The 14,032-nt window shown below is 74.1% G+C and carries 10 protein-coding genes; 1 reads left to right on the top strand and 9 read right to left on the bottom strand.

The window, feature by feature from the left end; all coding sequences use genetic code 11:
- Positions 1 to 2: 2 nt before the first annotated feature.
- The 9 genes from ASC64_RS01945 to ASC64_RS01905 all read right to left on the bottom strand — a co-directional run bounded on the left by ASC64_RS01945 (position 3) and on the right by ASC64_RS01905 (position 12,474).
- Complete coding sequence (locus ASC64_RS01945) at positions 3 to 1,277, bottom strand: M20 family metallopeptidase (RefSeq protein ID WP_082550114.1); 1,275 nt, start codon at positions 1,275 to 1,277, stop codon at positions 3 to 5.
- Positions 1,274 to 4,603, bottom strand: coding sequence for a serine hydrolase (locus ASC64_RS01940; protein ID WP_056905823.1), 3,330 nt, complete (start codon positions 4,601 to 4,603; stop codon positions 1,274 to 1,276). Before ASC64_RS01940 ends, ASC64_RS01945 begins: the two co-directional genes overlap by 4 nt.
- A complete protein-coding gene (locus ASC64_RS01935) occupies positions 4,600 to 5,346 on the bottom strand; it encodes an ABC transporter ATP-binding protein (protein WP_056905822.1) in 747 nt (248 codons plus the stop codon). The genes ASC64_RS01940 and ASC64_RS01935 overlap by 4 nt, the downstream gene beginning before the upstream one ends.
- Entirely contained in the window at positions 5,343 to 7,292 is a 1,950-nt protein-coding gene (locus ASC64_RS22945; protein WP_056906250.1) for a dipeptide/oligopeptide/nickel ABC transporter permease/ATP-binding protein, read from the bottom strand. The genes ASC64_RS01935 and ASC64_RS22945 overlap by 4 nt, the downstream gene beginning before the upstream one ends.
- A gap of 42 nt (positions 7,293 to 7,334) precedes the next feature.
- Positions 7,335 to 8,354 (bottom strand): ABC transporter permease, encoded by a 1,020-nt coding sequence (locus tag ASC64_RS01925; RefSeq protein WP_082550113.1) that lies wholly within the window; start codon positions 8,352 to 8,354, stop codon positions 7,335 to 7,337.
- 4 nt (positions 8,355 to 8,358) lie between these two features.
- The gene (locus tag ASC64_RS01920) at positions 8,359 to 9,993 is read right to left on the bottom strand and encodes an ABC transporter substrate-binding protein (RefSeq protein WP_056905821.1); all 1,635 of its coding nucleotides are present in this window, start codon (positions 9,991 to 9,993) and stop codon (positions 8,359 to 8,361) included.
- A gap of 32 nt (positions 9,994 to 10,025) precedes the next feature.
- Complete coding sequence (locus tag ASC64_RS01915) at positions 10,026 to 11,414, bottom strand: serine hydrolase domain-containing protein (RefSeq protein ID WP_056905820.1); 1,389 nt, start codon at positions 11,412 to 11,414, stop codon at positions 10,026 to 10,028.
- A 97-nt stretch (positions 11,415 to 11,511) separates the two neighbouring features.
- Positions 11,512 to 12,060 carry an antibiotic biosynthesis monooxygenase gene (locus ASC64_RS01910; protein WP_056905819.1) on the bottom strand — a complete coding sequence of 183 codons (549 nt, stop codon included), beginning with the start codon at positions 12,058 to 12,060 and terminating at the stop codon, positions 11,512 to 11,514.
- 144 nt (positions 12,061 to 12,204) lie between these two features.
- Positions 12,205 to 12,474, bottom strand: a complete 270-nt coding sequence (locus ASC64_RS01905; RefSeq protein WP_056905818.1) for an acylphosphatase — start codon at positions 12,472 to 12,474, stop codon at positions 12,205 to 12,207.
- 86 nt (positions 12,475 to 12,560) lie between these two features.
- Here ASC64_RS01905 and ASC64_RS01900 point away from each other — a divergent pair, with 86 nt between their 5' ends.
- Positions 12,561 to 13,997, top strand: coding sequence for an MFS transporter (locus tag ASC64_RS01900; protein ID WP_056905817.1), 1,437 nt, complete (start codon positions 12,561 to 12,563; stop codon positions 13,995 to 13,997).
- Positions 13,998 to 14,032 lie beyond the last annotated feature (35 nt).

The raw sequence follows: 14,032 nt of genomic DNA, 5'->3' as shown, positions 1-14,032 counted from the left end.
CGTCATGGTCGTGCCCCACCAGTCGGGGCGTCCGGGTTCGTCCGCTCGTCCAGCCGTAGTCCCCTACGTTCTGCACCACCGCGTCCAGAACGTAGGGGACTACCCAGGTCTGCCCCGTCCGGTAGTCCCCTACGTCCTGCACCACCGCGTCCAGAACGTAGGGGAGTACCGAGGAGGTCGGCGACCAGGGCGCAGAGGAGGGCGGTGCGGCCGGGGAGCTCGGCGACCAGCACGTGCTCGTCCTCGGCATGGGCCCCGCCGCCGACCGCGCCCAGCCCGTCGAGGGTGGGGGTGCCGACCCCGGCGGTGAAGTTGCCGTCGGACGCACCGCCGACGCTCGCACTGGTGAGGTCCGGGAGGCCCATCCGGGCGGCGACCTCGCACGCCCGGTCGAAGAGGGCGGCGGAGGCCGACGCCTCCAGCGGCGGCCGGTTGGGCCCGCCGCGCACGGCGAGCCCGGCGCCGGGCAGCACCGGGCGCAGGGACCGGACGGCGGCGTCCACGCGCCGCTGCTCCTCGGCCGTCCGCGCGCGTACGTCGACCGCGACGCTCGCCGCGGCGGGCACGGTGTTCGTGGTGGTGCCTGCGGTGGCGCGGGTCGGCGTCACCGTCGTACCGACCGAGGCGTCGCCGAGGCCGGACAGCGCGAGCACGACGTGGGCGAGCTCGACGGCGGCGTTGGTGCCCCTCTCGGGCTCGAGCCCGGCGTGGGCGGCGCGGCCGGTCACGTCGACGTCGTACAACGAGACGCCCTTGCGCTCGGTCTTCAGCGCGCCGCCGTCGGCCGAGGCCTCGAGGACGAGCACCGCCTCGGCAGCAGCGCCCTCCTCCTCCACCAGTGCCCGCGAGGTGGGCGAGCCGAGCTCCTCGTCGCCGGTGACGAGGAGGGTGACCCCGTCCGTCCCGGCAGCGGCCTGGAACGCCATGGCCAGGCCGGTGAGCATGTCGAAGCAGCCCGGGCCGCGGAGCACGCCGTCGTCGACGGCGAAGGGACGCCGGGCCAGCGTGCCGACGGGCCAGACCGTGTCGTGGTGGCCGAGCAGCAGGACGCGTGAGGGTGCGCTGCCCAGCCGCCACCGCAGGTGGGTGCAGCCCTCGAGCACGATCCGCTCGGGCGCCACGCCCAGCCGGCGCGTGCCGACCTCGGCCACCACATCCGCCGAGCGTGCGACGGCGGCGAGGTCGGCGGACGGAGACTCGCACTCGACGAGCGTGCGGACGTCGTCGAGCAGGGCGTCGAGGTCGATGGCGTCCGCCGCCAGGGTCGTGCGGCTCATGGGCGGACCTGCGGGGTGGCGCGTGCGCCCATGTGGAGGTACGGCTCGCCCGTGGTCAGCTCGTAGAAGGTGACCGGGACCCAGGTCTCGGTCCCCTCCGGGCGTACGGCGAACAGGCCGGGCCCCACGGGCACGAGCGGGTGTTCCTCGACCGGGACGGACTCGAGCTCGGCCAGCGGACCCACGAGCGTGGTGCGGAGGACCGGTCCGTCGGCGCAGTCCTCGACGTCCATCTGCACCGACGTGCGCTCGTAGCGGCCCAGGAAGGGCGTGACGTCGACGTCGACCGGCTCGTCGGGGGGACCGAACCGCTCGGGCATGGAGACGCCCGCGAGCTCGGCGAAGACCTCGCGGTAGAGGTCCTCGTAGAGGTCGCGGGTGTGCCCGCCGTTGGTGAGCAGCACGACGGCGAGACCGCCGTCGCCGTCGGGGTCGGGCAGCATCCGCAGGAACGCCGCCTGCCCGAGGGTGTTGCCGTCGTGGCCGATCAGGCGCTGCTCGTCCCACGTGAAGCGGATCCAGCCCAGGCCCCACGAGTCGCCGAGGATGTAGGGGTCGGGCAGCTCCGCCTCGTGCGCGGCCATCGCCGTGACCGACTCCTCGGAGAGCACCCGGGTGCCGTCGGCGGCCCGACCGCCGGTGAGGTGCATGCGGGCGAACGCCAGCACGTCGGCCGCCGAGCAGGTGACCAGCCCGGCGGGTCCGAGCGAGCGGGGCAGCTGCCACGCGGCGGCCGTGACGGTCTCGCCGTCGCGCTCGTCGTGGCCCACCGCGGCGGCGTGGAGCAGCGCCTCCTCCGGAAGGGTCACCGCCCGCTCGAGACCGAGCGGCGTCGACAGCCGCTGCCGCACCGCCTCGTCCCACGTGAGGCCGGTGACCACCTCGATCACGCGGCCGAGCAGCGAGAAGCCGGAGTTGCAGTAGGACCAGGTCACGCCCAGCGGGTGGTTCTGCCCCGCGTCGCCCAGCTGGTCGACGTAGCGCTCGAGGCAGTCGTCGCCGCGGCCGGTGTCGGTGAAGACGTCCCCGTCGATGCCGCTGGTGTGGGTGAGCAGGTGGCGCACGGTGACGCCCTTGGTGACCTCCGGGTCGGCCAGCCGCAGCTCGGGCAGCACCTCGACGACCGGGGTGTCGAGCTCGAGCAGGCCCTCGTCGACGAGCGCGAGGACCACCGAGGCGGTCCACACCTTGGTGATCGAGCCGATCTGGAAGACCGCGTCGGGAGTGACCGGCGCCTGCGTCCCGACGTGCAGCACGCCGTGCGTCGCGACGACGAGGTCGTCCTCGCCCCCGCCGGTGCGCAGGATGCCGAGCTGCGCTCCGGGCACGCCGTGCCGCTCGGCCAGCGCCGCGAGCCGCTGCTCCCAGTGCGCGCGGTCGGCGCGCGGCCGACCGCCACCCGTGGTGTGGGTGACGAGCCAGTCGAGGGTGCGGCGGTTGACGTCGAGCCGCTGCGACGGCCGGCCGAGCAGGACGAAGACGTGCGAGGCGTCGGGGTAGAGCACCAGCCGCGTCGGCACGCCGAGCTCGCACAGCGCCGTGTGCCACTGCTGCGCCTGGCCCAGCGGGCAGGTGCGGTCCTCGACGCCGTGGTAGACGAGCGTCGGGGTGCGCACGTCCTGCACGCGGGTGATCGGCGACATCGCGGCGTAGAGGTCCGGCTCCTCCCAGGGCGCGCCGCCGAGCTCGTACGCGCTCAGGCAGAGGTCGTCGCTGGTGCCGTACATGCTGGCCAGGTCGCTGACCGTGCCTCCCGCGACGGCGGCGGCGAAGCGGTCGTCGTGGCCGGTGAGCCAGCAGGCCATGAAGCCGCCGTAGCTGTAGCCGCCCACCGCGAGCCGCGCGGGGTCGGCCAGCCCCTCGGCGACCAGGGCGTCGATCGGCTCGAGGAAGTCGGCCGCGTCGGCCACGCCCCAGGCGGCGTGGACGCCGTCGTAGAACCGCTCGCCGTAGCCGTCGCTGCCGCGCGGGTTGACCAGCAGGACCGCCCAGCCGCGCTCGACGAGCTCCTGGTGGTAGAGGTGGATCTCGTCGGCGGCGGCGTTCCACGCGTTGTGGGGGCCGCCGTGCACGTCGAGCAGCAGCGGCTTGGGGCCGGGCTCGTCGTCGTGCAGCAACCAGGCCTCGACCTCGGTGCCGTCGGAGATCGTGAAGGTGCGCGCGCGACGGGGGTGGTGCACCACGTCGGCCAGCGCGGCCCCGTGGTCGGTCAGCACCCGCTCCTGCCCGTCGGGGAGGTCGACCAGCACCACCTCGCCGTACGACGTCGGGGTGGCGAGCACGACCGCGGCGCGGGCCGCCGCCACGGACAGCCCCGACACGACCCGGCCCTCGCCGGCGAGCAGCGGCTGGTGCTCGGTGCCGTCCGCGGAGGCGGACCACAGGTGCGTGCACCCGCGGTCGCGCACGCAGAACCACACCCGGCCCTCCTGCTCGACCGGCAGGCCACCCGGGTAGGCCGGGGCGCCGGGCATCACGTTGCGGTCGAGGGCACCGGCGAGGTCGGTGACGTCCGAGCCGTCGAGCGGCACCCGCACCAGTCGGGCGTGGCCCACCGGGTCGCCGGGGTGCCCCACGACGAGCAGCGCGTCACCGTCGGCGGACCACGTCACGGCAAGCGCGACGCCGTGCGCGAACCCGACGGTGCGCAGGTCGGTCGCGGAGCCGTCGACGGCCAGCACGTGGACCGGGGTGCGGAACCGCTCCTCGGAGCCGCGGGTGAAGGCGAGCGTGGAGCCGTCGGGCGACCACGCCGGCGACGCGACGCCGTGCGGTCCGCTCGTCAGCCGGCGCAGCCCGGTGCCGTCGGCGTCGACGACGAACAGCTGGGTCCGGACGCGGCCGTGCAGGCCCGTGCCGTCGGACTGGTAGCCGATGCCGTCGGAGACCATCGGGCCGCCGCCGCCCGCGCCGTCCGGGTCGACGGGCGCGGTGAAGGCGAGGCGACGGCCGTCGGGGCTCCAGGTGGGCGCCGCGACACCGGTCGGGACGCCGTCGAGCACCTCGACCTCGCCACCGTCGGTCGCCAGGACCGCGAGCCGGCCGGCGCGCACGAACGCCAGCCGCGTCGCGTCGGGGGCCCACACCGGCGAGGAGTCCTCCGGTCCGTGGGTCAGCCGCCGGGCCGGGCCGCCGTCGGTCCCGACCCACCACAGCTCGTCGACGTTGCGGTCGCCGGCGACGTCGATCGTCCGCAGGGTGTAGGCCACGCGTGTCCCGTCCGGCGCGAGGGCCGGCTGGGACGGCACCGCCAGCTCGCCGAGGTCGTCGATGCGCAGGCGGCGTACGGCGCCGGACGTGTCGGACGTGTCGGGGGCGTGGCTCATGAGGGCTTCCTTCCGGGGGCGGCCGCGAGCAGCTCGCGCGTGTAGTCGTGCTCGGGGGCTCCGAGCACCTGGGCCGTGGGGCCCTCCTCGACGATCCGGCCGCCCTGCATCACGGCGACGCGTGAGGCGACGTAGCGGACCACGGCGAGGTTGTGGGAGATGAAGAGCATCGAGAGGCCGAGCTCGGCCTGCAGCTCACGGACCAGGTTGAGCACCGCGCCCTGGATCGAGACGTCGAGGGCGGAGGTGATCTCGTCCGCGATGACGACCTCCGGTCGGCCTGCGAGCGCCCGGGCCAGGGCGACCCGCTGGCGCTGACCGCCGGAGAGCCGGGCCGGGAGGTCCCGCGCCCGGTGCGGGTCGAGGTGCACGAGCTCCAGCAGCCGGGCCACCTCGTCGCGACGGGCCCGGCGACCGCGTACGTCGTCGAGGTCACGCGGCAGCGCCTCGGCGATGCTGTCGCCGATCGACATGCGCGGGTCGAGCGAGGAGTAGGGGTCCTGGAAGACCATCTGGAGCGGGCGTCGCGCGCCGCGGTGGGGCACCGGGCGACCGCCGAGCGTGATGGCGCCGGACTCGGGCTCGGTCAGTCCGACGGCGGCGCGGGCGAGGGTCGACTTGCCCGACCCCGACTCGCCCACGAGACCGACCACGGTGCCGACGGGCACGGTGAGGCTCACCCGGTCGACGGCGGTCGTCCGGCCGAAGCGGACGGTGACGTCCTCGAAGCGCAGCTCGCTCACGGTGCCTCCACCAGCTCGTCGGCGTCCAGCGCGTCGAGGCCCGTGCGGTCCTCGGCGGTGCGCACCACCGGGTCGGGGAGCGGCTCGCCGGCGTGCCAGCAGGCGACCCGGCTGCCGTCGACGGCGGCCACGAGCGGCGGGTCCTCGGCACGGCAGCGGGCGTCGGCCAGCGGGCAGCGGGCGGCGTACGCGCAGCCGGCGGGGACCTCGGCCGGGTCGACGGGCCGGCCGGGGATGGTGGCGAGCGGCTGGTCGAGGTCGGTGTCCATGTGGGGCACGGCGGCCACGAGCGCGCGGGTGTAGGGGTGCTGGGCGCGGGTGGCGAGGCCGGCGGCGGACACGTCCTCCACGATGCGGCCGGCGTACATCACCAGGACGCGGTCGCAGACCTCGGCGACGACGGTGACGTCGTGGCTGATCAGCACCAGTGCGACGTCGTCGGCCGCGCGGATCTCGGCGAGCAGGTCGAGGACCTGCTGCTGCACGGTCACGTCGAGCGCGGTGGTGGGCTCGTCGGCGACGACGAGGGAGGGCGTCCCCATCAGGCCCATGCCGATCATGGCCCGCTGGCGCATGCCGCCGGAGAACTCGTGGGGGTACTGGCGGGCACGCCGGCCCGCGTCGGGGATCCGCACCGAGTCGAGCCGGTCCACGGCCCGGCCCAGGGCCTCCGCCCGGCCGAGTCCCTGGTGCTCGGTCGCCACCTCGGCCAGCTGCCGGCCGATGCGCCGCGTCGGGTTGAAGGACGTCATCGGGTCCTGGAAGACCATCGCGAGGCTGGTGCCGAGCATCCGTCGCAGCGCGGGCGAGTCCGGCGCGGTGAGGTCCTGGTCGAGGAAGCGGAGCCGCCCCGCGCGCACCGTGCCGTCCTCGCTGACGAGGCGGGAGACGGCGAGGGCGGTGAGCGACTTGCCCGACCCGGACTCCCCCACCACCCCGACCGCCTCACCCCGTCGTACGTCGAAGCTGACGCCGCGCACCGGGCGCACCGTCCCGGTCGCGGTCGGGAAGACCACCTCGAGGTCGCGGACCTCCAGGACGACGTCGTCCGCGGCCTCGTCCGGGTCCCCGTCCGTCCCTGTCGGGGCATCGGCTGCGGCGGCGGCCGCTCGGCCGCGGCTGCGCAGCTCGGGCGCGCCCACCAGCACCGGGACCCCGAAGCCCTTGGCGACGGACTCGCCGAAGAGGTTGAAGGCGAGCCCGGCGAGCAGCACGGCAAGGCCCGGCGCCAGCGCCGCGGCGGGGTTGACGTAGATGGCGCTGATGCCGTCGTAGAGCAGCCGCCCCCAGTCGTACGCCGGCGACTGCACGCCGAGGCCGAGGAAGGACAGACCGGAGAAGGCGAGCAGCGCGCCGCCCGCACCGATCGTCGCGTTGACGACCAGGGGCTCGGCGATGTTGGGCAGCACGTGCCGGAGCAGGATCCGCAGCCGGCCCACGCCCGCGACCCGGGCGGCCGAGACGTAGTCGCGTCCCGCCACCTGCGCCACGAGCGTCTGGGTGAGCCGGGCGAAGACGGGCGCGCCGGCCAGGCCGACGGCCATCACCGCACCCGTCGCACCCACGCCGAACACGACGGCGAAGAACAGGGCGAGCAGCAGTCCCGGGAACGCCACCGCGACGTTGACCGCAGCGGACACGAGCCGACCGGCGCGACCGCCGAGGAGGTAGGGCGCGGCGCCGAGCAGCAGCCCGGCCGCCACGGCCACGGTGATCGCACACACGGCGAGCACCATGGAGAGCCGGGTCGCGACCAGCGTGCGCGCGAGGATGTCGCGGCCGAGGTTGTCGGTGCCCGCCCAGTGCTCGGGCGACGGCGTGGCCAGCACGTCACGGGTGTCGACGGCGTCGGCGCTCGTCCCCCACAGCACCGGACCCAGCACGGTGAGGACGGCGACCGCCACCAGGAGCACCGCGGCGGTCAGACCGACGGGAGTGGTCAGCACGCCGCGCCAGCGTCGGGCCCGACCGTGGTCGCTCGCCACTGCTCAGCCCTCCCTGATCATCGAGCGCGGGTCGAGCAGGGCCAGGGAGACGTCGACGGCCGTGTTGACCAGCAGCACGCCGAGGCCGTAGACGAGCACGATCGCCTGCACGACGGGGTAGTCCTTGTTGAGGATCGAGCTGACGATCGTGCTGCCGAGGCCCGGCCAGGCGAAGACGTTCTCCACCAGGACCGTGCCGGCCACCATCGAGCCGAGCAGCAGCCCGCCCAGGGTCAGCGCCGACGTGAGCGCGTTGGGCAGCGCGTGCCGGAGGTGGATGCGCCGGGCGCGCAGCCGCTTGGCGCGCGCGGTACGGATGTAGTCGGCCTCGAGCACGGTGACCATCTCGACGCGCACGATCCGGGCCAGGATGGCCGCCGGGCCGATGCTCAGCGACAGCACGGGCAGGACGTAGGCCTCCGCCGAGGCGTTGCCCGCGACGGGGAGCCAGCCGAGCTCGACGCCGAAGACGTAGACCAGCGCGACGCCGATCAGGAAGTCGGGCACCGTCGCCACCACGATGCTCGTGGTGGTGAAGGCGAGCTCGGTGCGCCGGCCGTGGCCGCGGCGGGTGAGCACGCCCAGCAGGGTGCCGAGCGGCACCGCGACCGCGACCGAGGCGAGGAACGCGAGCACCGCGAGCGCGAGGGTCGCCGGGAGCCGCTGGCCCACCACGTCGACGACCGGCAGCTGCGAGATCAGCGACGTGCCGAGGTCACCGGTGAACAACCCCTGCAGGTAGTGGAGGTACTGCACGGGCAGCGGGTCGTCGAGGCCGAGTGCCGTGCGCCGCGCCTCCACGAGGGCCGCGGGGGCCGTGGGGCCGAGGGCGCCGCGGACCGGGTCCCCCGGGATGAGGTGGATCATCGCAAAGGACGCGGTGACCAGCACCCACACCGACACCAGCAGCCGGAGCGCGCGGCGCGCGGCGAAGAGCACCCACGGCTGCTCCCACCAGCGCGGCGCGGCGGCCGCGCTGGTGGACGCTGCGTCGGCGAGCGTCGGGGTCGACGTGGTGGTCACGGGTCTACTCGGCCAGCATCCGGATCGAGAGCGGCTGCAGCTGGCCGGGCACCGCGAACTCCGCGCCGGCGCCGAAGGTGCGCGCCTGCGTCGCGGCGAACGGCACGATGTCGGCGTTCGCGATCAGGCCGGACTCGGCCTCGAGCCAGGTGTCGCAGCCCTCCGTGCCGGTCAGCTGCGTGGCCTCCTTGACCGCCGACTCGTAGTCGGGGTTGGAGATCGCGGAGAAGTTGGTGCCGTCGGGCGCGGCGGGGCCGGACAGGAAGGGCACCAGCTGGTCGGGGCTGCTCACGTTGAGCGCGACCCAGGCCACGTCCCAGTCGCCGGCACCGAAGATCGTCCCCGTCAGCGTGGTCTCGTTCTGCGCCTTCGCCGTGGCGTCGACGCCGATCTCCTTCCACTGCTGCACGGCCAGCTCGGCAGCGGCGTCACCGCTGCTGCCGAGGTTGTTCTGGTAGAGGAAGGTCACCGCGAGCGGCTTGCCGTCCTTGGTCCGTACGCCGTCGCTGCCCTCGGACCAGCCGGCGTCGTCGAGCAGGGCCGCGGCGGCGTCCGGGTCGTGCGCGGGCAGGGAGCCCGACACCGAGTCGCCCGGGCAGGCGACGGGCTCGTTGGCGGCGAGCACCGTCGGGGTGCTGCCCTCGCCGGAGGTCACCACACCTTGCAGCTCGTCGAGGTCGAGGGCCTGCGTGAGCGCCATCCGGACGTCGGGGTCGCTGGTCACCCGCCCGTCCGCGTGGTTGTACCACTGCTCGCCGGCCACGGCCGGCGAGTCGGCGCTGAACAGGCCGGACTTGTCGAGGCGCTGGGCGTCGGGCCCGGAGACGGAGGCGGCGTTGAGGCCGCGCGAGAGCAGCAGGTTGGCGGCGGTCGACTCGTTCTCGACGACCTGCACGACGACGGTGGCCGGCAGGCCCTTCTCGTCGGTGGTCGCACCGTCCGGGCCCCACGTGTAGCCCTCGCGCAGGGTGTACGTGTAGTGGTCGCCGGGTGCCGCCTCGGTCAGCTCGTAGGGTCCCGTGCCGGCCGTGGCCTGGCGCAGGGAGGACCGGTCCTCGGTGCCGGAGGGGCACACGATCGGCAGGTTGCCGAGGCCGTTGAGCACGAACGGCGCGGGCGAGTCGAGCTCGAGGGTGACCGTGCGGCTCGCGTCGTCCGCGCTCGCCTTGGCCCCGACCGGGATGAAGGTGCCGAGGAACGGGCTCTGGTTCTTGGGGTCGGTGACGAAGTTGAGGCTGTCGGCGACGGCTCCGGCCGTCAGCTCGGTGCCGTCGGCGCAGGTGATGCCGTCGGCCAGCGTGAGCGTCACGGTGGTGCCCTGCACGTCCCACTCGGTGGCCAGCTGTGACTGGATCTCGCCCGTCTCGCCGTCGACGCTCACCAGCGGGTCGTAGGCGAACTGGGTCACGGTGAACAGCGACGTGCCGGCACCCATCACCGGGTCGAGGTTGCCCGGGTCGGACGACATGCCGAGGGTGAACGTCGCGTCGTCGACGTACGACGCGTCGCCCCCGCCCTGCCCTCCTCCCGAGGCGCCGCTCCCGCCCCCGCACGCGGCGAGCAGCACGACGAGGGACGCGGCGACGGGGGCCGCGAGGACGGACGTACGGACGGGGTTGCGGACAGTGGTCTGCTTCATGGCTGGCTCGTTCCGGCTCGGGAGGAGGGTGGTCAGGCGCCGGCGCGACGCACGGCGCGGCCGAGGTGGAGGTAGAGGGCGTGGCCCTCGCCGTCGTCGCCCACGAACGCGTGGGGCATGAACATGCCGCGGTCCGCCTCGAGCGGGATGAGCATGTCGTCGCGGTAGCCCACGAGCTCGGTGCGCTCGTGCTGCCCGCCCATCTCGATGAGGAGGCCCTTGGGCACCTGCTCGATCCACACCCGACCGTCGTCGTCCTGGCTGACGGTCAGGTCGTAGAGCTCGGTGGAGTAGGTCCCGAGGAAGCGCGACGCGTCGACCGGCTCCGGGTCGGCAGGCGGGTGCGGCAGCTCCGGCAGCGCCATCCCCGCGAGCTCGCGGAGCACGTGGCCGACCACCTCGTGGTAGAGGCCGAAGACGTCACCGCCGTTGGTGAGGAGCGCGACGGCGGTGCCGGTGGCCGGCACCATCCGCAGGAAGGCGCCCTGGCCGATGGTGTTGCCGTCGTGGCCGACGATCTCGCCGTCGGGGGTGTCGAAGCGCTCGAACCCGAGGCCCCACGAGGTGCCCATCAGGCCGAGCTCGGGGAGGTCGACCTCACGCGCCTGCATGCGCGCCGGGGTGCCGGCCGCGAGGACCTGGGTGCCGTCGGCGCTGCGCCCGTCGGAGAGGTGCATCCGGGCGAACTCGACGAGGTCGCGCGGCCGCATCGAGAGCAGGGTGCCGGCGGGGGTGTTGGAGCGGGCCATCGACCAGAAGGGCGCGGGCTGCAGCCCCTCCTCGGGCGAGGCCTCGACGTGGCCCATGGCCACGCGGTGCATGATCGCCTCGTAGACGCTGACCGCGGTGTGGGTGAGGCCGAGCGGCCCGACGAGGTGCTCCCGCAGCGCCTCGTCGTACGTCGTCTGGCGCACCACCTCGACCAGTCGGCCCAGCAGGCAGTAGCCGGCGTTGTTGTACGAGAACTGCTCACCGGGCGGGAAGAGCTGCGGCACCTCCGCCAGCGTGGCGACGTACTTCTCGATGCAGTCGTCGCCGACGCCGGTGTCGGTGAAGATGTCGCCCTCGAAGCCGGCCGTGTGGCTGAGCAGCTGCCGCACGGTGATGAGCGCGGCGGCCGCCTCGTCGGCGATGGCGAAGTCGGGGAGGTAGGTGCGCACCGGCTCCTCGAGGTCCACCAGGCCCTCGTCGACCAGGCGCATCACCAGGCTGCTCGTCCAGAGCTTGGTGATCGAGCCGATCTGGTAGATCGAGTCGGCGGTGGCGGTCACGCCGGTGCCCAGGTGGAGCACGCCGGCGGCGCCGTCGACCACCTCACCGTCGTGCAGGACGGCCCACGCGGCAGAGGGCACGCCGTACTTCTCCAGCAGCTCCGGCAGACGGGACTCGACCCACTCGCCGACGTGTTCCAGATCACTCATACGGCCACGCTAGGAACCGCGGCCGCCGCCGGGTTGGTCGATCACGACAAGGTGCCGGGTGCTTCCTCGTCAGGCCGCACCAACTCGCCGCGCAGACCTAGCGGTGCAACCACCACGACATCTTGCGGGTGATCCACGGCAGGAAGACGTAGGTCATCAGCGGCGTCATCACGGTGGTGACGAGCACGACCCGCGGCACGAGCGGCCAGTCGGCGATGGTGTGCGAGGCGATGACGTTGGCGGTCAGGCTGAGCGGGAGGAAGACCAGGAAGATCACCACCATCTGCTTCCAGCGCGGCGGTGCGACCGGAGCGGCGCTGAGCGACTCGACTGAGGCCGGCTCGTCGAACCACCCCTCGATGCCCGTACGCCGCTCACGCTGCTTCTCCTCCACGTCGCCCTGCGCGGCCTCGAGCCACCAGGCCCGCTGCGGGGAGGCCTCCCACACCGCGAGGGCGTCGGCGTCGGCGAAGCGGTAGAGCATGTGCCAGTCGGGGGACTCCTCGCTCGGGCGGACCCACCCCGACCCGAGGAAGCCGTCGAACTTCTCGGCCAGCGACGTCCCCGCCTGCACCCAGGCGAGCATCTCGCTGGTGCGCGACGGGTCGACGTGACGGGTGACGGACACGGTGACGGGGGCGGTCATGCGGGGTCCCCGCGGTGTTGTTCGGGGGAGCGCAGCGGAGGAGAGGAACGCCGTGGGGTGTTCATCCCTCCAGTCTCGGGCGGCCGGGCCGTGCAGGTGAAGCCGACGGCGACGAGATCCCGGCCACTCCGCGGCCGGAGGGGGTCAGTAGCGCACGTCGAAGCCGTCGGCACCGCTCGGGCTCGCGTCGCGGACCGCCACGCCCGACACCCGCGCGAGGGCTGGTCCGTGGTGGCACCACGCGACGAGGGCGTCGACGGCCTCGGGCTCGCCCTCGGCGTGGAGCAGCACGGAGCCGTCGGGCTCGTTGCGCACCCAGCCGACGACCCCGAGCGAGCGGGCCTGCTCCTGGGTGTACCACCGGAACGACACGCCCTGCACCCGCCCGCTGACCCGTGCCTGCACCGCCTTCACGCCCCCATCATGCGACGGGACCTGCCTCCGCGGTGAGCCCCTCGGGGTGGGCCCGCGCTGGCTCCGGGGTGCAAGGCTGGGCGTCGATGACCGAGAAGACCCGGGAGCCGACGGACGAGTCGACGTACGAGCCCGACCCGCGCCGCTGGCGGATCCTCGCGGTCTCGCTGGTGGTCGGCTTCATGTCGCTGCTCGACGTCACCATCGTCAACGTCGCGGTCCCCTCCATCCGGGCGGGTCTCGACACCAGCGCCGCCACGGTGCAGTGGGTGGTCTCGGGCTACGCCCTGGCCTTCGGCATGACCCTGGTGGCCGGCGGGCGGCTGGGTGACGCCCACGGCCGGCGCCGGATGATGACGATCGGCCTGCTCGGCTTCATCGTGTCGAGCGCGGCGGTCGGGCTGGCTCCCAACGCCGCTGCCATCGTCGTCGCCCGCCTCGCCCAGGGCGCCAGCGCAGGACTGCTCACCCCGCAGAACTCCGGGCTGATCCAGCAGCTGTTCCGCGGGCCGGAGCGCGGCCGGGCGTTCGGGATGTTCGGCTTCACCGTGGCCGTCGCCTCGGCCACCGGGCCGCTGATCGGCGGGACGCTCATCGGGCTGCTCGGGGACGAGCGCGGCTGGCGCTCGCTGTTCCTGGTCAACGTCCCGATCGGGCTCGTCGCGCTGGTGCTCATCCGCCGCCTGGTGCCGGACAACCCGCCCCGGGAGGAGGGCGCGCGCGACGACCCCCGCGTCGACCTCCCCGGCGCGCTCCTGCTCGGCCTCGCGGTGCTGTCCGTGCTCTACCCGCTGATCAGCCTGGAGGGAGGCGCCGGGCTGCCGCTCGTGCTGCTCATCGCCTTCCCTGTGCTGGCCTGGCGGTTCGTGCGCTGGGAGGTGCACACGGTGGGCCGTGGCCGGCCGCCGCTGCTCGACGTCTCGTTGCTGCGCGGGCTGCCCGGGTATGCCAACGGCCTGCTCGTCGGGACCCTCTACTTCACCGGCTTCACCGGCATCTTCCTGGTGCTCTCCGTCCACCTCCAGGAGGGTGAGGGCTTCACCCCGCTGCAGGCCGCACTCCTGATGACCCCCTTCGCGTTCGGCGCCGCCGTCACCTCACCCCTGGCCGGACGGCTCGTCGGGCGCGTCGGGCGCCGGGTCACCCTGGTCGCGCTGTCGGTGATGATGACCGGCACCGCCCTCGCGGCGTGGCTGGTCACGTCGCCCTCCGACACCCTGTGGTGGACGCTCGCCCCGGCGATGTTCCTCGCCGGCATCGGCGGCGGCGGGGTCATCTCGCCGAACTTCACCCTCAGCCTCGACAACGTGCCGCCCGAGATGGGCGGCGCGGCCGGTGGCGCGCTGCAGACCGGGCAGCGGATCGGCTCCGCCCTCGGCGCCGCGCTGCTGATGACCGTCTACCAGGCCGTCAACGCGGTGACCTCGGCCCCGGTCGCGGCGCGCTCGGCGCTCCTGGCGGCGCTCGCCGTCCTCTCGATCGCCCTCGCCGCCGCCGTACGCTCCTGGCGGGCCGGCGACTGAGCCGCCCTGCCTCCGACAGTGATCCCCGGCTGACC

The organism is Nocardioides sp. Root122, assembly GCF_001425025.1.
In the GTDB taxonomy this organism is placed as follows: Bacteria; Actinomycetota; Actinomycetes; order Propionibacteriales; family Nocardioidaceae; genus Nocardioides.
Note: the sequence above shows the minus strand (reverse complement) of the source record. Positions and strands in the feature narration are given on the sequence as shown.

Excerpts from the sequence above, each read along its gene's own strand:
- ASC64_RS01945 (WP_082550114.1), bottom strand. The coding sequence starts at position 1,277 with ATGAGCCGCACGACCCTGGCGGCGGACGCCATCGACCTCGACGCCCTG.
- ASC64_RS01940 (WP_056905823.1), bottom strand. The coding sequence starts at position 4,603 with ATGAGCCACGCCCCCGACACGTCCGACACGTCCGGCGCCGTACGCCGC.
- ASC64_RS01920 (WP_056905821.1), bottom strand. The coding sequence starts at position 9,993 with ATGAAGCAGACCACTGTCCGCAACCCCGTCCGTACGTCCGTCCTCGCG.
- ASC64_RS01915 (WP_056905820.1), bottom strand. The coding sequence starts at position 11,414 with ATGAGTGATCTGGAACACGTCGGCGAGTGGGTCGAGTCCCGTCTGCCG.
- ASC64_RS01910 (WP_056905819.1), bottom strand. The coding sequence starts at position 12,060 with ATGACCGCCCCCGTCACCGTGTCCGTCACCCGTCACGTCGACCCGTCG.
- ASC64_RS01900 (WP_056905817.1), top strand. The coding sequence starts at position 12,561 with ATGACCGAGAAGACCCGGGAGCCGACGGACGAGTCGACGTACGAGCCC.